This is a genomic window from Citrobacter sp. JUb117 (genome assembly GCF_024809055.1).
Lineage (GTDB): Bacteria > Pseudomonadota > Gammaproteobacteria > Enterobacterales > Enterobacteriaceae > Citrobacter > Citrobacter gillenii.
The window spans coordinates 38396-58394 of record NZ_JANUFB010000012.1 but is presented as its reverse complement, the minus strand read 5'-3'; the positions used below and the strand labels follow the sequence as shown (position 1 = coordinate 58394).

At 54.5% G+C, this 19999-nt stretch carries 20 protein-coding genes; 6 read left to right on the top strand and 14 right to left on the bottom strand.

The window, feature by feature from the left end; translation table 11 throughout:
• Positions 1-23: 23 nt before the first annotated feature.
• Together yigL and pldB are read right to left on the bottom strand one after the other, a co-directional pair.
• Positions 24-824, bottom strand: coding sequence for a sugar/pyridoxal phosphate phosphatase YigL (gene yigL / locus M2374_RS20975; RefSeq protein WP_181688602.1), 801 nt, complete (start codon positions 822-824; stop codon positions 24-26).
• Positions 825-838: 14 nt separating this feature from the next.
• Entirely contained in the window at positions 839-1855 is a 1017-nt protein-coding gene (gene pldB / locus M2374_RS20970) for a lysophospholipase L2 (protein WP_096758917.1), read from the bottom strand.
• 111 nt (positions 1856-1966) lie between these two features.
• Here pldB and rhtB point away from each other — a divergent pair, with 111 nt between their 5' ends.
• Positions 1967-2587, top strand: a complete 621-nt coding sequence (gene rhtB, locus M2374_RS20965; protein WP_096758918.1) for a homoserine/homoserine lactone efflux protein — start codon at positions 1967-1969, stop codon at positions 2585-2587.
• A gap of 45 nt (positions 2588-2632) precedes the next feature.
• On the opposite strand, the gene rhtC is transcribed toward rhtB, so the two are convergent.
• From rhtC to pldA, 3 genes are all read right to left on the bottom strand, one after another.
• On the bottom strand, positions 2633-3253 hold the full coding sequence (gene rhtC / locus M2374_RS20960; RefSeq protein WP_096758919.1) for a threonine export protein RhtC: 621 nt from the start codon (positions 3251-3253) through the stop codon (positions 2633-2635).
• Between the two features lie 62 nt (positions 3254-3315).
• Positions 3316-5145: an ATP-dependent DNA helicase RecQ gene (gene recQ, locus M2374_RS20955; protein WP_115259840.1), complete on the bottom strand. Its 1830-nt coding sequence runs from the start codon at positions 5143-5145 to the stop codon at positions 3316-3318.
• Positions 5146-5233: 88 nt separating this feature from the next.
• A complete protein-coding gene (pldA, locus tag M2374_RS20950; RefSeq protein ID WP_096758921.1) occupies positions 5234-6103 on the bottom strand; it encodes a phospholipase A in 870 nt (289 codons plus the stop codon).
• A 165-nt stretch (positions 6104-6268) separates the two neighbouring features.
• Here pldA and yigI point away from each other — a divergent pair, with 165 nt between their 5' ends.
• Both yigI and rarD read left to right on the top strand, forming a co-directional pair.
• The gene (gene yigI, locus M2374_RS20945; protein ID WP_005133301.1) at positions 6269-6736 is read left to right on the top strand and encodes an acyl-CoA thioesterase YigI; all 468 of its coding nucleotides are present in this window, start codon (positions 6269-6271) and stop codon (positions 6734-6736) included.
• Positions 6737-6787: 51 nt separating this feature from the next.
• Entirely contained in the window at positions 6788-7684 is an 897-nt protein-coding gene (rarD, locus tag M2374_RS20940) for an EamA family transporter RarD (RefSeq protein ID WP_096758922.1), read from the top strand.
• A gap of 117 nt (positions 7685-7801) precedes the next feature.
• Here rarD and corA read toward each other — a convergent pair whose 3' ends face one another.
• From corA to M2374_RS20900, 8 genes are all read right to left on the bottom strand, one after another.
• Positions 7802-8752 (bottom strand): magnesium/cobalt transporter CorA, encoded by a 951-nt coding sequence (corA, locus tag M2374_RS20935; protein WP_096758923.1) that lies wholly within the window; start codon positions 8750-8752, stop codon positions 7802-7804.
• A 154-nt stretch (positions 8753-8906) separates the two neighbouring features.
• Positions 8907-8963 (bottom strand): YsgD/CorL family protein, encoded by a 57-nt coding sequence (ysgD, locus tag M2374_RS20930; protein ID WP_212723238.1) that lies wholly within the window; start codon positions 8961-8963, stop codon positions 8907-8909.
• Positions 8964-9210: 247 nt separating this feature from the next.
• Positions 9211-11373 (bottom strand): DNA helicase II, encoded by a 2163-nt coding sequence (uvrD, locus tag M2374_RS20925; protein ID WP_096758924.1) that lies wholly within the window; start codon positions 11371-11373, stop codon positions 9211-9213.
• Between the two features lie 64 nt (positions 11374-11437).
• Positions 11438-12154, bottom strand: coding sequence for a 5-amino-6-(5-phospho-D-ribitylamino)uracil phosphatase YigB (yigB, locus tag M2374_RS20920; RefSeq protein WP_117343796.1), 717 nt, complete (start codon positions 12152-12154; stop codon positions 11438-11440).
• Positions 12154-13056: a tyrosine recombinase XerC gene (gene xerC, locus M2374_RS20915; protein ID WP_115259842.1), complete on the bottom strand. Its 903-nt coding sequence runs from the start codon at positions 13054-13056 to the stop codon at positions 12154-12156. The genes yigB and xerC overlap by 1 nt, the downstream gene beginning before the upstream one ends.
• Entirely contained in the window at positions 13053-13760 is a 708-nt protein-coding gene (locus M2374_RS20910; RefSeq protein WP_181688603.1) for a DUF484 domain-containing protein, read from the bottom strand. Before M2374_RS20910 ends, xerC begins: the two co-directional genes overlap by 4 nt.
• Complete coding sequence (gene dapF / locus M2374_RS20905) at positions 13757-14581, bottom strand: diaminopimelate epimerase (RefSeq protein WP_003017933.1); 825 nt, start codon at positions 14579-14581, stop codon at positions 13757-13759. Before dapF ends, M2374_RS20910 begins: the two co-directional genes overlap by 4 nt.
• A 36-nt stretch (positions 14582-14617) precedes the next feature.
• The gene (locus M2374_RS20900; protein WP_115259844.1) at positions 14618-14821 is read right to left on the bottom strand and encodes an LPS translocon maturation chaperone LptM; all 204 of its coding nucleotides are present in this window, start codon (positions 14819-14821) and stop codon (positions 14618-14620) included.
• A gap of 139 nt (positions 14822-14960) precedes the next feature.
• Between M2374_RS20900 and cyaY the strand changes: the two genes are divergently transcribed.
• On the top strand, positions 14961-15281 hold the full coding sequence (cyaY, locus tag M2374_RS20895; RefSeq protein ID WP_096758930.1) for an iron donor protein CyaY: 321 nt from the start codon (positions 14961-14963) through the stop codon (positions 15279-15281).
• 95 nt (positions 15282-15376) lie between these two features.
• Here cyaY and cyaA read toward each other — a convergent pair whose 3' ends face one another.
• Positions 15377-17923, bottom strand: a complete 2547-nt coding sequence (cyaA, locus tag M2374_RS20890; protein WP_096758931.1) for a class I adenylate cyclase — start codon at positions 17921-17923, stop codon at positions 15377-15379.
• A 394-nt stretch (positions 17924-18317) separates the two neighbouring features.
• On the opposite strand from cyaA, the gene hemC reads away from it, so the two are divergent.
• Both hemC and hemD read left to right on the top strand, forming a co-directional pair.
• The gene (gene hemC / locus M2374_RS20885) at positions 18318-19259 is read left to right on the top strand and encodes a hydroxymethylbilane synthase (protein WP_135912796.1); all 942 of its coding nucleotides are present in this window, start codon (positions 18318-18320) and stop codon (positions 19257-19259) included.
• A complete protein-coding gene (hemD, locus tag M2374_RS20880) occupies positions 19256-19996 on the top strand; it encodes a uroporphyrinogen-III synthase (RefSeq protein ID WP_115259847.1) in 741 nt (246 codons plus the stop codon). The genes hemC and hemD overlap by 4 nt, the downstream gene beginning before the upstream one ends.
• Positions 19997-19999: the final 3 nt, after the last annotated feature.

Sequence of the window (19999 nt, the reverse complement as noted above, 5' to 3'; positions counted from 1 at the left end):
TGACTAACTAATGAGCGGTTCCGTTATTGTAAAAACAGTTCTCGCAGATAATGCGGCACGGCATCGTCGGCATTAAGCCCAATCACGTCCAGCTCCGGGTGCAGATCCTTCAGGCGCTGATGTGCATTACCCATAATGCAGCCTTTTCCCGCCATCGATAGCATTTCAGCGTCGTTCATGCCGTCACCAAAGGCGATACAGTCTTTCAGGCTGAAGCCCATCGCTTTTGCCACCGCTTCCAGCGCATGGCCTTTTGATACGCCACCCGCCATCACTTCCAGACAGGTCAGCGTGGAGAAACTGACGTTCACACGATCACCCCAACGGGCGTTAATCGCCTGCTCCAGCGGTAGCAGGATTTCGTGAGAGTCGGTGGTGAAAAACACTTTACTGACGCCTTCCGGCTCCAGCAGCGCAGGTTCAAACAGTGAGTAGTTAAACACCGCTTCTTTAAAGAAACGCATTTCATCCGGGCGATGGCGGTTCATAAACCACTCATCGTCGCGATACACGTTGGTCACGATATCCGGGTTCGCATTCACCACACCAAACAGATCGCTGGCAATGTCGCGATCCAGGTTATGCGAGAACACAAGTTTCCCGTCAGTATCATGTACGCGCGCACCGTTGGAGGTGATCATGTAGGACTTAATGCCGAGATTGTCGCGAATTTGCCCTACATCAATATGATGACGGCCGGTCGCAAACACAAAATTCACACCACGAGCCGTCAGCAGTTTCAGCGTCTCTTTGGCATACGGGGACAGGGTATGGTCGGGGGAAAGCAGCGTACCGTCTAAATCAGATGCAACTACCTGATACATAAAAAATTAAACCTCTAAGCAAAGCGGTGTCCGCTGGATGAGTTATGCCTGTCGAAAAATTCAACAATGGCGTTGAGCGCGACTGAGCGCATTGCGTCCTTTTCAAAAAGGATCTCATGGTAGGCGCCTTTTATGACCAGCGGTTGACCTCCTTCTACAGGATGGCCCGCTGCAGCGCGGAGTTCACAAAAACGATAGTGCATGCGGTTATCCACCACACGCTCTTCTTCAGCCTGAATAAGCAACGTCGGGGTCGCATCATCTCCGGCCCCGGCCAACACCTGCTCACCCGCCAGAATGCCTTCACGCACCCAATGATAGGTCGGGCCGCCTACGCGCAACTGCGGATCATCAGCATAGAAGCGCAGATTACGCCGATAGCGCTGTCGGCTATGGGTGAGCGCATTCATCCCAAACGGCAACGCCCGCCAGCGACCGGTCCCCATGGCATAGCCTTCGCGAATGCGCGGATACCCTTCAGCCCAGTCAAGAATATGGCGCACCATCCAGTCAGGAAAGCGCATCACGATCCCGAACATCGGGGCGCTGAGGGCAATAGCATCACACTGATTAGGGTGGCGCTGCAGGAACAGCGTGGCAATAGCGCCTCCCATGGAATGCGCCAGTATATAGCGTTTTCTCCATGGACCTGGCTGCACTTCCTGCTGCCAGAAGGCGGTCAAATCGTCGACATAGTCATTAAAGTTATCCACATGGCCACGGTGCGGATCCGAGAGCATCCGCCCGGAACGCCCCTGGCCACGATGGTCGATAATGAGGACGTCAAAACCAGAATAAAACAGGTCATACGCCAGTTCAGCGTATTTTACGTAGCTTTCTATGCGCCCGGGACAGACGACGATGACGCGATCGTTTTTTTCTGCACGAAAGCGAACAAAGCGTACGGGAACATTATCTACGCCAGTGAATTCCGCTTCCTCCCGCTGACGCCAGAAATCTGTCAGTGGCCCCATGGAAAAAGCGGCAAACGCGTTTTCTCTTGTTTCCCAGTCTTTTTGCTGCTGAAACATCGGGTATCCAGCCTCGTTGACCAAGTAAAATCGTTTTTTTTTGCCGAGCCTGTTACAACGCATCGGCAGTAGCGTATTGTGGCATAAAAATAGACAAGTCGGGAGTTTCTCATGACCTTTGAATGGTGGTTCGCCTACCTGCTGACGTCCATTGTTTTGAGCTTGTCGCCAGGTTCAGGGGCGATCAACACCATGACAACCGCCATCAGCCATGGTTATCGGGGAGCAGCGGCGTCGATTGCCGGTTTGCAGACCGGGCTTGGCATTCATATCGTGCTGGTCGGTGTTGGGCTAGGAACGCTATTCTCACGGTCAGTGATCGCCTTTGAGGTACTGAAGTGGGCGGGGGCAGCCTATCTTATCTGGTTGGGCATTCAGCAATGGCGCGCGGCGGGTGCCATCGACCTGAACACCATCGCCAATACGCAATCACGCAGTCGCCTGTTCAAGCGCGCCGTCTTCGTCAACCTGACCAACCCAAAGAGCATTGTATTTCTCGCCGCCCTGTTCCCGCAGTTCATCATGCCGCAGGAGCCGCAGTTGATGCAGTATGTGGTGCTGGGCGTGACCACCATCGTGGTCGATATTATTGTGATGATCGGTTATGCGACGCTGGCCACCCGCATTGCGGGCTGGATTAAAGGGCCAAAGCAAATGAAGGCGCTGAACAAAGTGTTTGGTTCGCTGTTTATGCTGATAGGTGCCCTGCTGGCGTCAGCACGGCATGCCTGAGATCAGTGCCGGATGACGCTACCGCTTATCCGGCCTACTGGTAAGTTAACGCGAAATAATCAGATGAATGCCGAAGCCCGCGAATAACGCGCCGGCAAAGCCGTCAATCCACTTCGCCAGACGCTGATAGCCACGACGCATTTTCGGCAGCGCAAACAGGCTGGCAACCACGGTAAACCACGCCAGCGTCTCGACGATAATCAGCGCGAAAATACCCCAACGGGCAGCGGTACCGACGTTGTCGCCGACAAACAGCGAAAAGACGGAGCCAAAATAGATAATGGCTTTGGGATTCGCCAGGTTGGTCAGCAGACCTTTTAAAAAACTGCGACCGCTCTGCGCCAGCTCAACCTGCGGCGCGGGTGCCGCAACGTCCTGTTTTTTAAACGCGCCGCGCAGCATCTGATACCCCATCCAGCACAGATACAGACCACCGCCGACCATAATAATAGTGTGCAGCCAGGCCATTTTTTCGATGATCAGATGCAGACCGAGCAGTGCCACGCCCGCCCAGACCATGACGCCGCAGGTAATACCCAGCACACCCATCATCGCCTCTTTGCGCGAGCGGCTAACGGCCGTTTGCGAAACAAAGAAAAAATCGGGGCCAGGACTCATCAGCGCTACGATGTGTACCAACGCAACGGTAAAAAATAGCGTTAACATAAAATGACTCGCGGGGAAATAGTTCAGAGAGTCACCATCCTGGCACTTTTTTGCCTGGCTGACTACTCTTCGTCGTCACCATCAACATGTGCGCGGATAAGTGCCATAAACTCTTTGCCAAAACGCTCAAGTTTACGCATTCCCACGCCGTTGACGCTCAGCATTTCGCTCGGTGACACCGGCATTTGCTCGGCCATTTCAATCAGCGTGGCGTCGTTAAAGACCACATACGGCGGGATATTCTCTTCATCGGCAATGGCTTTACGCAGCTTACGCAGTTTGGCAAACAGCTTACGATCGTAGTTACCGCCAAAGGATTTCTGCATTGCGCGTGGTTTAAGCGCCACAATACGCGGCACGGCAAGCTGTAGCGGCACAACGCCGCGCAGTACCGGACGCGCAGCTTCGGTTAACTGCAACGCGGAGTGGTGGGCAATATTCTGCGTCACCAGTCCGAGGTGAATCAGCTGGCGAATGACGCTAACCCAATGTTCGTGGCTCTGTTCACGACCAATACCGTAGACCGGCAGCTTGTCATGCGCCATCTCACGAATGCGCTGGTTATTCGCCCCGCGCAGAACCTCGACGACATAGCCCATACCAAAACGTTGGTTAACGCGGTAGATCGTCGACAGCGCTTTACGCGCATCCATTAAGCCGTCGTACTGTTTTGGCGGATCGAGACAAATATCGCAGTTGCCGCACGGCTCCTGACGCCCTTCGCCAAAATAGTTCAACAGCACCAGACGGCGACAGGTTTGCGCCTCGGCAAAGGCCCCCATCGCATTGAGCTTGTGACGCTCGATATCCAGCAGCTGTCCGGCGGGTTTCTCTTCGAGACAACGGCGGAGCCACGCCATATCGGCCGGATCGTAAAACAGCATCGCTTCTGCGGGCAGGCCATCACGCCCGGCACGCCCAGTTTCCTGATAGTAGGACTCGATATTACGCGGGATATCAAAATGCACCACGAAGCGCACGTTGGGTTTGTTAATTCCCATGCCAAACGCCACGGTCGCGACAACGATTTGCAGGTCGTCGCGCTGGAATTTCTCCTGCACGTCGGCGCGCACGTTGTTGTCCAACCCGGCATGATAGGCCCCAGCGCTGATCCCACGGCTTTGCAGACGCGCCGCGGTGTCTTCAACCTTCGCGCGGCTGTTACAGTAAATAATGCCGGACTTTCCGCGTTGTTCCTGCACGTAGCGCATCAGCTGATCGAGCGGCTTAAACTTCTCCATTAGCATGTAGCGGATATTGGGACGGTCAAAGCTGCTGATCTGAATGAGGGGATCGTTAAGCCCGAGCAGACGCACAATATCCAGCCGGGTGGTGTCATCGGCGGTGGCAGTGAGCGCCACAAACGGCAGCGCAGGGAAACGCTGACGCAGCTGACCCAGCGCGGCATATTCCGGACGGAAATCATGCCCCCACTGGGAAATACAGTGCGCTTCATCTACCGCCAGCAGTACCGGGTTCCAGTGCGCCAGATTATCAAGGAAGTTATCCAGCATCAGGCGCTCGGGCGCAATGTACAGCAGGCGGATTTGCCCGCTACGGCAGCCTGCCATCACCTCTTGCTGCTGTTCACGGCTCTGGGTGGAGTTCAGACACGCCGCCGCTACACCGTTTGCCAGCAGCTGATCGACCTGGTCTTTCATCAGGGAAATCAGCGGCGAGACAACAACGGTGAGGCCGTTCAGCAATAATGCGGGAATTTGATAACACAGGGATTTACCACCACCGGTTGGCATAACGACCAGGCAGTCGCGGCCAGAGAGCACGGTGTCGATGATTTCTTCCTGACCAGGGCGAAACTGTTGGTAGCCAAAGGTTTCCTGCAAAACCTGTTTAGCGCCCATTTCCAGATTCAACACTTCCGCCTGCGCCACATTAACCCCGTTAACCTTAAATAAAAACAGGCGCTATTTTCAGCGCCTGAGAGAGAAACTGCAATGATTAAAATACTCTCAATGCCGATCAGAAGATATCGTTGAGCATTACGCCCACGCCAACGCGCGTCTGATTAAAGTTATAGTCAATCAGCGACTCGCCATAACCACTGTAGACCTGGGTATAAAGACGAACATGTTTGGTGATGGGGTAGCTGACACCCAACTCAGCGCCGCCGTAGCCGGTATTCCAGTTGTACTGACCTTTCGCGCTTAACACGGCGTCACCGAGGTGGTAACCCAGTTTGAGCTGATAGTAGCCCATATATTTAGTGATATCAGGGTTATCGTCAGTGCTGCCGATGACGTACCACGGCTTCACTTCTACCAGCCAGTTACCGTTTTCTGCCATCAGGCGGGTATACAGGCGGTTCCAGCTGCGCGAGGTCGGTTCGGAACGACCGTTAGAGTCGTGGTTATATCCCATTTCTACATCACGTAGCGTCCAGCCGGCAACGCGGTAATCGGTGGCGAAACCGAGGAACAGTTGTGGTTCGTAGTTAGTTTCGCGAAACGGTGCCGATTCTTCGCTATTAGAAAGCTGCCACCAGGATTTCTGGGTATAGGAACCACCAAGCACGGAGTTCGGGCCTAAAATCCCGCGCCACAGCGGAAACGCCAGGCTCAGCTGAAACTTCACCTCATCTTTACGCGCATTTTCAGACCAGCTATAGCTGCTGATGGCCTCTTTATTCATGTCGCTGGTATTGGTGTAGATGAGGTAGTTGGTGTCATAAGGGTAAAGCGTGAAAGGATTGTCATGCTCTTGCAGCATGTTGGCAATAATACTGCCGCGCACAGCGGGTGCATCATGAATCTCTTTCACTGTCGCTTCCTGCGCATACACGGTCAACGGCAGCATAACTGCTGGTAGTAACCATCCCAGAATCGCCCGCATCGGTCATGTTCTCCTGAACTAAAATATTGATGAATTGTAAGATTTTATTGATAGCATTTTACATACTTAGTGCGCTCTTCGTTAGTTATCCCGTCCCAAAGTAGAAAACAACAATTAAGAAGCATAATATCAACACCTCATTAACTATCGAGAGTTAGGGATTGTATGTCTGCCGTACTGACTGCTGAGCAAGCACTGAAATTAGTGGGCGAAATGTTTGTCTACCATATGCCGTTTAACCGGGCGCTGGGGCTGGAGCTGGAACGTTACGAAAAAGAGTTTGCCCAACTGGCCTTTAATAACCAACCGATGATGGTCGGCAACTGGGCGCAAAGCATCCTGCATGGCGGCGTGATTGCCTCAGCATTGGACGTAGCAGCCGGACTGGTGTGCGTGGGCAGTACGCTGACCCGTCATGAAACCATCAGCGAGGACGAGCTGCGCCAGCGGATGTCGCGCATGGGAACCATCGATCTCCGCGTCGATTATCTGCGCCCAGGCAGGGGGAATCGCTTCACGGCTACCAGCAGTTTGCTGCGGGCAGGCAATAAAGTTGCCGTTGCACGCGTGGAGCTGCATAACGAAGAGCAGCTTTATATCGCCAGCGCCACCGCAACGTATATGGTGGGGTAAGCGCCTGAAACAAGGTAAACTGCCGTTACATTTCTGAAATGAGTTTTCCCGATGGATGCTAAGCAAACGCGGCAGGGCGTATTACTCGCTCTTGCTGCCTATTTTATTTGGGGCATTGCACCCGCATATTTCAAGTTGATTTACTACGTCCCCGCAGACGAGATCCTGACGCACCGTGTGATTTGGTCATTTTTCTTTATGGTGGTGTTGATGAGCATCAGCCGCCAATGGTCAGGGGTCAAAACGCTGCTGCAAACGCCAAAGAAGGTTTTCCTGCTGGCGCTTTCCGCGGTGCTCATCGGCGGAAACTGGCTGCTATTCATTTGGGCGGTCAACAACCACCATATGCTGGAAGCCAGCCTCGGCTACTTTATTAACCCCCTGGTGAATATTGTATTGGGCATGATTTTCCTCGGTGAGCGCTTTCGCCGCATGCAGTGGCTGGCCGTGCTGCTCGCCGCCTGCGGCGTGCTGGTACAGTTGTGGACGTTTGGATCACTGCCAATCATTGCGCTGGGACTGGCCTTCAGCTTTGCTTTTTATGGCCTGGTGCGTAAGAAGATCGCCGTCGAGGCGCAAACCGGCATGCTGATCGAAACCTTGTGGCTGTTACCGATTGCGGCAATCTATCTGTTTGGTATTGCCGACAGCCCAACCAGCCATATGGGACAGAACCCCATGTCGCTCAATCTGTTGCTGATTGCAGCAGGGGTCGTGACCACCATTCCACTGCTGTGCTTTACCGGTGCAGCGACCCGTCTGCGTCTGTCCACGCTGGGCTTTTTCCAGTATATCGGACCGACGCTGATGTTCCTGCTGGCGGTAACATTCTACGGTGAAGTACCGGGCGCAGATAAGATGGTGACGTTCGCCTTTATCTGGGTCGCGCTGGCGATATTCGTGATGGATGCGATTTATACCCTACGCAGAACGCGAAGGGGGTTGTGATTGCGCCTGATGGCACTGATTTTGTAGGCCGGATAAGACGGTTACGTCGCCATCCGGCATCTTTCTGCCTGATGGCGCTGCGCTTATCAGGCCTACGGGAGCGTTAATAATTCTCTGCTACAGCCAGTTCTTGCGCTTAAAGTACAAATACGGTGCCAGGCCCGCGAGCATCATAAAGACAATCGCTCCGGGATAACCGAAGCTCCAGTGCAGTTCCGGCATGAACTCAAAGTTCATGCCGTAGCTGGATGCCACCAGCGTCGGCGGCAGGAACACCACGGAAACCACCGAGAAGATCTTGATGATGCGGTTCTGTTCGATGTTGATAAAGCCCATCGCCGCCTGCATCAGGAAGTTAACCTTCTGGAACAGGGATTCATTGTGCGGCAGCAGGGATTCGATATCGCGCAGGATCTCGCGCGCCTGCTCCAGCTGACCGCCCGGCAGTCGCGCCTTACGCACCAGGAAGTTTAATGCGCGCTGGGTATCCATCAGACACAGACGAACTTTCCAGCCGATATCTTCCAGTTCCGCCAGCGTGGAGAGCGCTTCGTCATATTCATCGCCCTGACGCCCTTCCATAATCACGCGGCTGAGTTTTTCCAGATCGCTGTAGATATTCTCTATTTCATCCGCCAGCTGTTCAATTTTCGTTTCGAACAGGTCGAGTAGCAACTCGTAAGCGTTGCCGTCGACCATCGACTGGCTGCGCGCACGCATACGGTACAGGCGAAACGCCGGCAGTTCGCGCTCGCGCAGGGTAAACAGACGACCTTCGCGAATGGTGAATGCCACGGTTGAGTTGCCCGCATGATCGTCGGCATCTTCATAGAAGAAGAAGGAGTGGATGTGCAGGCCGTCTTCGTCTTCAAAAAAACGTGCGGATGCTTCGATGTCTTCCAGTTCAGGGCGCGTAGCCAGGTTCTGGCCCAAGTCCTTTTGCACACGGTTTCGTTCATCGTCATCCGGCTCGACTAAATCGACCCAAACCGAACTGGCGAGATGATCAATTTCATCCGCCTCAAGACGTATTAAACGATTGTTTTCCAGTTGAAATGCGCTCAGCATGACCGGGACTCCCAATGCAAAAAATTATCGGACAGTTCGGTGGGCACACAGAAACAAATTGGGTTTCAGACCATTAAACAGCCTGACTCGGCGCGACGAGAAAAAACAGAAGGTCGCTGACAACCGCGAAGGCTATCAGCAAAAAGGGATAGCCTTAGGAGTTGATCCTGGATGACAGGATAATGAGCCAGTATCTACTGGGTGTGTCCAAGGCGAATGTCCTCTTAGCGTAATCGTGCGCGCATGTTACGCCAGCAAAATTTTGACGTCAACACGCAACAGATGGCGAAAAAGTAATAATTTCCCCTCATGCTGCAAGGTTAGCAGAACGGGGGGATTTATCTATGATTTCAGAATATTAACCGAAAGATTGCCGGATGGTGGCTTCGCCTTATCCGGCCTACAAATCATAATATTAAGCGACATGCAGGCCTGATAAGCGTAGCGCCATCAGGCGATCAAACGGTTTCTAGCCTGGCGTAGGCGGCAACCAGCCATTTGATCCCTTGCCCCTGGAACGCGACCTGCAAACGACTGTGTTCACCGCTACCTTCCAGGTTGACGATGGTGCCCTCGCCAAATTTGGCGTGACGCACACGCTGACCGAGCTTATAGCCGGTGTCGTTCTCCGCCATCGGCGTACCCATCCGTTGATGACTTACCGGACGGCTGACCGTGGCGCGCAGGCGAACCTCTTCCACGCAGGTCTCTGGTAATTCACCAATAAACCGGGATGGACGGTGGTAAACCTCTTTGCCGTACAGGCGACGCGTTTCGGCGTAGGTCAACGTCAGTTTCTGCATCGCACGGGTAACGCCCACATAGGCCAGGCGGCGTTCCTCTTCGAGGCGCCCACCTTCATCGAGTGACATCTGGCTGGGGAACATGCCCTCTTCCATTCCGACGATAAACACCTGCGGGAACTCCAGACCTTTGGCCGAGTGCAAGGTCATTAGCTGGACCGCATCCTGCCAGGTATCCGCCTGCCCTTCGCCCGCTTCCAGCGCCGCGTGGGAGAGGAACGCCTGTAGCGGCATCAAGTCTTCGTCTTCTTCGTTGTAGCTGAACTGGCGCGTTGCCGTCACCAGTTCCTCTAAGTTTTCGATACGCGTCTGGCCCTTCTCACCTTTTTCCTGCTCGTACATCATGCGCAGGCCGGAGTCTTTTATTACCCGGTCGGTCTGCACGTGCAGCGGCATATCGGCGGTTTCCTGCGCCAGTGCGTCGATAAGTTCCATAAAGCGCTGTAGTGCGCTGGCGGCACGCCCGGCCAGGGCTTTTTCCTGCAGCAGTTCACGACACGCCTGCCACATTGTCAGCTGGCGGTCGCGCGAGGTCTGCCGCACCACGTCCAGCGTACGATCGCCGATACCGCGCGTGGGGGTATTCACCACACGCTCGAACGCGGCGTCGTCGTTACGATTAGCTATCAGACGCAGGTAAGAGAGCGCGTCTTTGATTTCCTGACGCTCGAAGAAGCGCATTCCACCGTAAATACGGTACGGCATACTAGCCTGCAACAGCGCTTCTTCCAGCACGCGCGACTGGGCGTTGCTGCGATAAAGAATGGCGCACTGTGTCAACTGACCGCCATTGTCCTGCCAGGCTTTGATGCGGTTAACCACAAAACGCGCTTCATCGAGTTCGTTGAACGCGCAATAGAGTGAGATCGGCTCACCGTCGACGCCCTCGGTCCACAGCTTTTTACCCAAACGCCCGTTATTGTTTTCAATCAGGGCGTTAGCCGCGCTAAGGATATTATTGGTCGAGCGGTAGTTCTGCTCCAGACGAATAGTTTCGGCACCGGGGAAGTCGTTGAGGAAGCGCTGGATGTTTTCCACCTGCGCCCCGCGCCAACCGTAGATTGACTGATCATCATCGCCGACGATCATCACCTTGCCGGTGTCACCCGCCAGCAGGCGGATCCAGGCGTACTGGATATTGTTCGTATCCTGGAATTCGTCCACCAGGATGTTGGTAAAACGTTCGCGGTAGTGCTGCAGAATGTGCGGTTTGTTGAGCCACAGTTCATGCGCGCGCAGCAGCAGCTCGGCGAAATCCACCAGCCCGGCGCGATCGCACGCTTCCTGGTAGGCCTGGTAAACCTTCTGCCAGGTTTGCTCGACCGGATTGCCGTAGCTCTGCAAATGGTGCGGGCGCAGCCCTTCGTCTTTCTGGCTGTTGATAAACCACATTGCCTGGCGCGCTGGCCACTGCTTCTCATCGAGGTTCATCGCTTTGATCAGACGCTTCAGCAGGCGCAGCTGGTCTTCGCTGTCGAGGATCTGGAAATCCTGCGGCAGGTTGGCATCCATATGGTGCGCACGCAGCAGGCGGTGTGCCAGTCCGTGGAAGGTACCGACCCACATACCGCCCTGGCTGGTTCCCATGATCTGACCAATACGGTGGCGCATTTCTGCCGCCGCTTTGTTGGTAAAGGTCACCGCCATAATCGAGTATGGCGAGTTGTTTTCAACCGTCAGTAACCAGGCGATGCGGTGTACCAGCACGCGCGTTTTACCACTCCCCGCGCCTGCCAGAACCAGCATGTTGCTGCGTGGCGCGGCCACAGCCTGGCGCTGTTCGTCATTGAGGCTATCGAGCAGGTAAGAAACGTCCATTGGCACCGCCGGAATCAACAGGGCCCAGCCGGACCCCTGGGAATTTATACAGAGTTGTTGATGATTATATCAGCGAGGTCAGAGATGCCAACTGTGAAATTTCGATATGCGGCAGTAAACGGCTGTCAGCGGTTTGCATCAGGTCGGCATTTTCCGGCTTGATCCAGCAGGCCTGCATGCCGCAGCGGATGGCCCCGGCGACATCTGTCGTCAGGTCGTCACCGACGTGCAGGATCTCACCCATGGACATATTCAGTTTTTCCGCCGCCAGCAAATACATGTCGCTGAACGGTTTTGATCGCCCATCGGGGCCGGCACGCAGCACAAACTCAAAATATTCGCCCAGACCAAACAGCTCCGGCTGCGCGTTACCGTTGGTGATCGCCACCAGCGGCCACTTGCGGGCCAGTACCTTCAACGTGTCATGCGTAGATTGCGGGACGTCGATGCGGCTGCGCCATTTGGCGAAGTTCATCATCGCCGCGTTCGCCCCCATTTTCGCCTCTGCCGCCGACAGGCCAGCCTCCAGCATAGCGCGCTCTACGGCACGATGACGCCATTGGGTGACGTCATGGTAAATATCCGGCTCGGCGTCGCGCACAGCCTGGCGCAGGCGCTGCAGGTCGGTATTTTGTAAGGAGCTCAGCGCCGGGTGATAATTTTGCACAAACGCGAGCGCTTCCTGCTCGGTGCGCGTGATAACGGGACGGTTATCGTAAAGGGTGTCATCAAGGTCAAAGGTGAGCGCAGAAATACGCCCCAAAGGCCGGTAAAAACGCATTATTTCCCCCGTTTGGCGCGCGGATGCGCCGCATCGTACACTGAAGCCAGGTGTTGAAAATCAAGATGGGTATAGATTTGCGTGGTAGAGAGGTTGGCGTGTCCCAACAGCTCTTGTACCCCGCGCAGGTCGCCGCTCGACTCCAGCATATGCGTCGCAAACGAGTGGCGCAGTTTATGGGGATGCACATGGCTATTCAGCCCCTGCTTGATACCCCATTCGGCAAAACGTTTCTGCACGTTACGCGCGGAGATACGTTTGCCCAGTTTTGACAGAAAAAGCGCGTCTTCGTCACTGCCGAAAAGCCCGCGCAGATCCAGCCAGTGTTCAATCCAAGCCACCGCATTGCGGCCAATTGGCAGGCGGCGCTCTTTGCTGCCTTTACCCATCACCCACACTTCGCCGGTGTCGAGATCGAGATGTTTAATATCCAGGCCAACCAGTTCCGACAAACGCAGTCCCGCGCCGTACATCACCTCCAGCATAGCCCGGTCGCGCACGGCGAGGGGATCGTTGAGATCGATATCCAGCAGTCGGTTAACGTCATCCACATCAATATTTTTCGGCAGATGCCGCGGTGCCTTCGGCGCAGAAATACCTTTTGCCGGGTTGGCTTTCAGCTCACCCTGATTCACCAGCCAGTCGAAGAAACTGCGTAAGGCGGAGAGGCGCAATGCCAGACTCGCCGGTCCCAGACCGTTGCGGCGACTGCGCACAGCAACACTGCGCACCCTTGCAGCATCACATTGTTGCCAGCTTTGCAGGCCGGTTTCTTCGGCTATCGCGATGATGGCATCCAGCTGACGCCGATAATTGAGCAACGTGATGGGACTAAGCTGACGCTCCACGCCCAGATAGCGTAAGAAGCGTGCAACGTCCTGAGAAAGCGGTGAGTCGGTCATACGCGTTCAATCCAGCGCTCCAGCAGTTCCGGCAACATCAGCGAGATTTCCTGCAATAGCTGCGTGCCCTGCCCTTGCTGGTAATGATTAACATCACGGCTGCTGAACAGCATGACGCCAAGGGAACCATCTTGCCCCAGCATCGACATGGCTACCGAACCAATCGCTTTCGCCTCCGGCATCATCACCAGCAGTTCCGGGCCATTGAGCGGACCCAGATAGTGCTGTGACTGCCAGAGACGCTGGATACGCAGCGGCTCGAAGGCCTGACGACTTAATGCCAGATGGGTAAACTTTGAAGGGGCGCCAAGCCGCCAGCGATCCGGGAACAGACGAACCGTCGCGCCTGCCAGCCCCAGCTCACGTGCCCAGCGATGAAATCGCATCAGCATATCGTCGAGGCTGCTGGCCGCCGCCAGCCGTCCTTGCAGATTTAACAGGCGATAAAACAGGCTTTCGTTAGCGTTAGCCTGTTCCATCAATAACGTCATGTTCTCTTCAAGCACGTTGATATGATTACGCGCCCGAGCCATATGCCATTCAACTAAAGAGATCGTACCCCGCACCGGGTGCGGGACACGCATCGCTTCAACCGCTTGCGCATTACGGATAAAAAACTCAGGGTGACGTTGTAGATATTCGACGACCGCCCGATCGTCAAGCTCCATGAGCGTTTCCTGTAGTTCTTCCCCTGGTTGCTTCATAGATGAATAAATCCGTCGTAGACATGTGCCGCCGGGCCAGTCATATACAACGGATGACCCGGGCCTTTCCAGGCGATATCAAGGCGACCGCCCGGTAGTTCCACGCGCACTTCTTCTGCCAGCAGGCCCTGCTGAATACCGACAGCGACAGCAGCACACGCTCCGCTGCCACAGGCCTGCGTTTCACCCGCCCCACGTTCATAGACGCGCAGCCGGATGTGCTCGCGTTTCACCACTTGCATAAATCCAATATTGGCGCGCTCAGGAAAGCGTTCATGGCTTTCCAGAACCGGTCCCAGCGTTTCCACCGTGGCCGTATCCACATCATCAACCTGAATGACGCAGTGTGGATTCCCCATTGATACCACGCCGCACAATACTGTCTGCTCGGCCGCCCGCATAATATAGGTCTTCTCTGCTTTATTGGCGCGAAAAGGCACCTGCGAGGGTTCAAAATTGGGCTCGCCCATATTGACCCGCACCAGCTCATCGTCCGTCACAGTTAATACCATGCGGCCATTCGCCGTACTGACGCGGATATCACGTTTATTGGTCAGCCCTTTCAGGCGTACAAAACGCGCAAAACAACGGGCACCGTTACCGCACTGCGACACTTCGCTACCGTCAGCATTAAAGATACGGTAATGGAAATCCAGCTCCGGATCATACGGAGGCTCAACCACCAGCAGCTGATCAAATCCCACACCAAGATGCCTGTCGGCCAGGCGGCGGATCAGCTCAGGTGAAAAAAAGACATTCTGCGTTACCGCGTCGACGACCATAAAATCGTTGCCAAGGCCATGCATTTTAGAGAATTGCATCGTTCACTCCGTTCACGCGGGTACAGAGACTTCGCTTTAGTAGTTTACCTGGGAAGGCCCATCTCCCGTTGCTCGATCGTTTCGATCGGGCACTGTGGACTGCGATTGCGTTTCAACTGGCTTCGTCGGTGGCGGCGCGGTTTTATCTGCTGGCGGGAAATAGAGTGGACCTTTCAGACCACAGCCCGTCAGGCTGAACAGAGTAAGAAGTACAGCGAGTGCCTGAAACACGTTTTTCATTATGGATTGCCCGTAAAGTTCATACTTTCTGTTTTCTATCATCGCAGGAGAAGACGTAAAAGCAAGAGTTTGGCTAAAACTGCAACGTGAATTCTTTCAGGTTATACTCTCGCCATCATGAAAAAACGGAAAAACACCAATGAACGACAGTGAATTTCACCGCCTTGCCGACACCCTGTGGATGACCATTGAAGAGCGTCTGGACGACTGGGACGGCGACAGCGATATCGACTGTGAGATCAACGGCGGCGTGCTGACCATCAGCTTTGAAAACGGCAGCAAGATTATTATTAACCGTCAGGAGCCACTGCATCAGGTGTGGCTGGCGACCAAACAGGGTGGCTACCATTTTAACTTGAAAGGTGACGAATGGATTTGCGACCGTAGCGGTGAACGCTTCTGGGATCTGCTGGAGCAGGCTGCAACGCAACAGGCGGGAGAAGCCGTGAGCTTCCGTTGAGGTCTTGTGCCGGATGCGCTTTGCTTATCCGGCCTACCCGTTTCGCGTCAATTGTAGGCCGGATAAGGTGTTTACACCGCCATCCGGCACAATAATCACGAAAAATACTGCTGCAACATCGGCGTGTCATTATCCTGATTAGCCGGCGGGACCGGGTTAATCGGCTGGGTACGGAACGGGATAACCTGCGCGCGACCATCGGTTTTCACAATCTGATAGAACTGCGGCAGATTAAAGTTAATGAAGCTGGAGCCGTAGGTAAAGCGATCGTGCGACGAGGAGTAGAAGCGGCTAACATCGCGAACCAGCTCTTCTTTGCTGCCTTCGCAATGGTGATACACCTCGACCCGATTACTCTCGTCCAGAATGTAGATATTAAAGCCCTGCTCATCACCCGTTTCTTCGAAAAAGAACTGGATGATCCCTTCACTGGCAAAACCATCCACTACAGACGGTAATTTCACGTGATTGGTCTCAACCTGAACGGAAAGACCGTGCAGCTTGTTGTGTGAAATTGCGCCGTAGAATTCAATGGCGTTTTCCAGTTTCTGTACCGACACATTCAAACGCTCAAAGAACAGTCCCCACGTCTGCCCGGCAACGCGCAGCGCTTTGAAGCGACCGGTTTCATGGCGTGTACTGGAAAGGCGCAGCTCAATGCACTCGGACACCAGTTGCTGGACGCGTGTACGGATCAGGCCACGTAAATGCTGGCTATAACAGAAGACCTCGACGCTGTCCGGCGGTGCCGCATCTTGATGCATTTTGCCAAGAATCGTTTTTAACGCTTCAATCATCGCCTGCTCGCCGTTGAAGTGCAGCGTACGTACTTCGTTCCACGAGTTGCGGTACAGCAGGTCTACGCTACCGACCAGGCAATTTTGTTCTTCGCCAAAGCTGAAGACGTCCAGCTTACGGAAATCAAAATGCACCACCTGATTGCGGAATGCCGCCGTCGGGTCGTATTCAAGGTTGACGATAATCGCCAGATGGCGAATCTCACACGGGCTGTACAGCGCTTTCGGTGTAGGTGCCGGCAAGCGCAGCGGGAAGTGGTGCGATACGTCAGCGACCATCTCCTGCAGCTTCGGCAGATCGACAATGCCGTTGCCCTTAATAAACAAATGCGTACGTGATGTCAGCAGACCGTTAAACCACGCCCACGCCACCAGTTTGTTCAGGTAGCGGTTATATTCCAGCGGCTGATGGCTGATGATCGAATCCATGTTGGGCGCACGGTTGTAGAGATACCAACCTGAACGGTTAGCACGACCCGGCGGCACATGGATAAAGGTCAGATACGGTTCCGAGAGGTCCGGTGAGATCTGCGGGTTCACCAGCGTCACTTTGCCCGGCAGGGCCTCAAACGCAGCGTAAAGCTTACGGGTCAGCACGCCAATGTCCTGCGGGCTGGCGCTGACGCTGAGGTTGTTACGACGCGCAAAGCGGATCAGGTTACGGTAGCTCTGCATCATCGCATCGAGCAGTTCGTTGTGCGCTTCACGAACCTGGTCAATCTTCCAGTTGGCGCGGTTATCCAGCATGGTAAGACGGGCGTCGTCCCAGCCCCACTCTTTCACTAACTGACTTAGCACTTCACGACGCCAGCCCACACAGGCGCGCTCGCGGCTCAGTTTCTCGCACACTTTTAAGTAGAAACATCGACGAACTAAATCGAGGCGCGTCGGATCTTCGATTGCCGTGAGGTACTCGGTCACGCGCTCCAGCATCATGCAGTACGGATCGAGACCAAAAGAGACGATCTCGCCGTCGTGCAGGCGCTGTTTAATGTCTTTCGCCAACAGGCGTGGATTGGGGTATTCCCAGGAATACGCTTCCAACAGCAGCGTTTTCAGCACCGCTTTGTACGGGGAGTCGATACTCTTGTACAACTGCCAAAGGCTGGCGCCAAAGTACTCTTCGGCGGAAAGCGAGCTGAGCCCACCCAGATCCAGCCATTCGTTTGGCGTTAACACCCCCTGTGCGTAGAGCGTCATAACGTAATCGTCGTAATGCTCTTCTTCGTCGCCCGGCACCATATTCCATAGAATACGTTTGCCCGCGAGGCGCACGGCGGTGCGATAAAATTCATCAAGCAACAGGATGTGCTGCGTTGAGCCACAGTCTTCACCACCCAGACTGCCGCTTTCATTGTGACGGAAACGGTTTTCATCAATCAGGAAGAAACTGACTTCCACGCCCAGCGAGGCGGCCCAGCTTTCCAGCAGGCTGCATTTACGCTGCAGCAACTGGCGCTCTTCGCTATCCAGCCAGGATTGATGGCAGACCCAGATATCCAGGTCAGAGGAACAGCTTTGCCCGACTGAAGAGGTGCTGCCCATCGAGTAAACGCCGGTAATCGGCAGCTCACCCTTCGGGGGGTCCTGCGGCGACATGCCGCGGTACAGCTCCAGCTCATTCAGGTAGTGACGTTGGGTTTCATCAGGCGTGTAAAAGCATATGCCTTTGGGAACGTTACCATCGAGGTAACCCGGCATCAGCGGATGGTGGTAGTGCAATAATGTCGGCAGCAGACTGTATACCTGCTGGAAAGCAGGGCCCATGGCAGCAAGCGCGCGATCGACACGCAGTTGATTTATGGCATCCAGTCTCTGTTTCAGAGTCTCAATATAGAGGTACAAGACGTATCGCCTGATTTTGCTATCCGTCATGGTGTCGACTGCTGCAGCGCATGCGCTTACCAACACTCTTCAGCAATTCGGATAAACCGTATGTCAAAAATAACCGTTACCTTTTTTTCTCCGCACTTTTTTTAGGGAGTACAGCCGAAAAAATGGTCTAAAACGTGATCAATTTAACACCTTGCTCATTGACCGTAAAGAAAGATGCGCTACATACAAGTGTAGCACCGTTCGTTGCGTGTAAATTCCTTCATACGGTCGGGAGGTATCTCGTCATTAATCACTGCCAGTGATGATGCAGCGCCTTTTCGTCTCACTACGTTTGAGCGTAACGCTGACATCCCTTTGATAAGGATGTTAGGATGGTTAATGATTGATAATGACGGTAACAAGCATGTTAGACAATGTTTTGAGAATTGCCACACGCCAAAGCCCCCTTGCGCTCTGGCAGGCACATTATGTCAAAGACGCTTTAATGGCAAATCACCCCGGTCTGGTCGTTGAACTGGTCCCTATGGTGACCCGTGGCGACGTGATCCTGGATACCCCGCTGGCGAAAGTCGGGGGGAAAGGTTTATTTGTCAAAGAGCTGGAAGTCGCGCTGTTAGAAAAACGCGCCGATATCGCCGTGCATTCCATGAAGGATGTGCCGGTCGAGTTCCCTGAAGGACTTGGGCTGGTTACTATCTGTGAACGCGAAGATCCACGCGATGCGTTTGTCTCAAATAAATTTAACTCACTGGATGACCTCCCGGAAGGCAGCATCGTTGGGACGTCGAGCCTACGTCGCCAGTGCCAATTGGCGAAGCAGCGCCCGGATCTTGTTATCCGCTCATTGCGTGGCAACGTGGGCACACGCCTGAGCAAACTGGATAACGGCGACTATGACGCCATTATTCTTGCCGTCGCCGGGCTAAAGCGTTTAGGGCTTGAGTCACGCGTCCGGACCGCGCTGCCGCCAGAGGTCTCTCTGCCAGCTGTCGGGCAAGGTGCTGTGGGCATAGAATGTCGACTTGACGATCTACGTACCCAGGCGCTGCTGGCCCCGCTCAACCATGAAGAAACCGCCCTGCGCGTCAAAGCGGAACGCGCCATGAACACCCGCCTGGAAGGAGGCTGTCAGGTGCCTATTGGCAGCTATGCAGAACTCATCAACGGTGAGATTTGGCTACGAGCGCTGGTCGGTGCACCTGACGGGTCGCAGATGGTGTGTGGAGAGCGTCGTGGTGCACCGCAGGATGCCGAACAAATGGGCATTTCCCTGGCGGAAGAACTGTTAGAGAACGGTGCGCGCACCATTCTGGCTGACGTTTATAACGGAGAAGCACCGGCATGAGTATTCTGGTCACCCGCCCGTCTCCCGCAGGGGAAGAGTTAGTGAGCCGTCTGCGCACACTGGGGCAGGTGGCCTGGAGTTTTCCGCTTATCGAGTTTTCGCCCGGTCGGGAACTGGCAACGCTAGCCTCCCGGCTGTCGGCGCTCACGGAAAACGATCTGGTCTTTGCTCTCTCGCAGCATGCCGTCACCTTTGCCGACGCCGAGCTTTCGCAGCAGGGGGCAAACTGGCCCACTCTCCCGCGCTATTTTGCTATCGGTCGCACAACAGCGCTGGCATTGCATACCGTGAGCGGATGCAATATTCACTATCCGCTGGATCGGGAAATCAGCGAAGTCTTGCTACAATTACCTGAATTACAAAATATTGCGGGAAAACGCGCGCTTATTTTACGCGGCAACGGCGGTCGTGAGCTGATAGGCGAAACCTTAACAGCTCGTGGTGCAGATGTTGATTTTTGTGAATGTTATCAACGCAGTGCAAAACATTACGATGGTGCAGAAGAGGCGATGCGCTGGCATTCACGCGGTGTGACGACGGTGGTTATCACCAGCGGAGAGATGCTGCAACAGCTCTGGTCTCTTATTCCGCAGTGGTATCGTGAGCACTGGTTACTACGCTGTCGGCTGCTGGTCGTCAGTGAGCGTCTGGCGCACCTCGCCCGGGAACTGGGCTGGCAAGATATTAAGGTCGCTGATAACGCCGACAACGATGCGCTACTGCGCGCATTACAATAACTC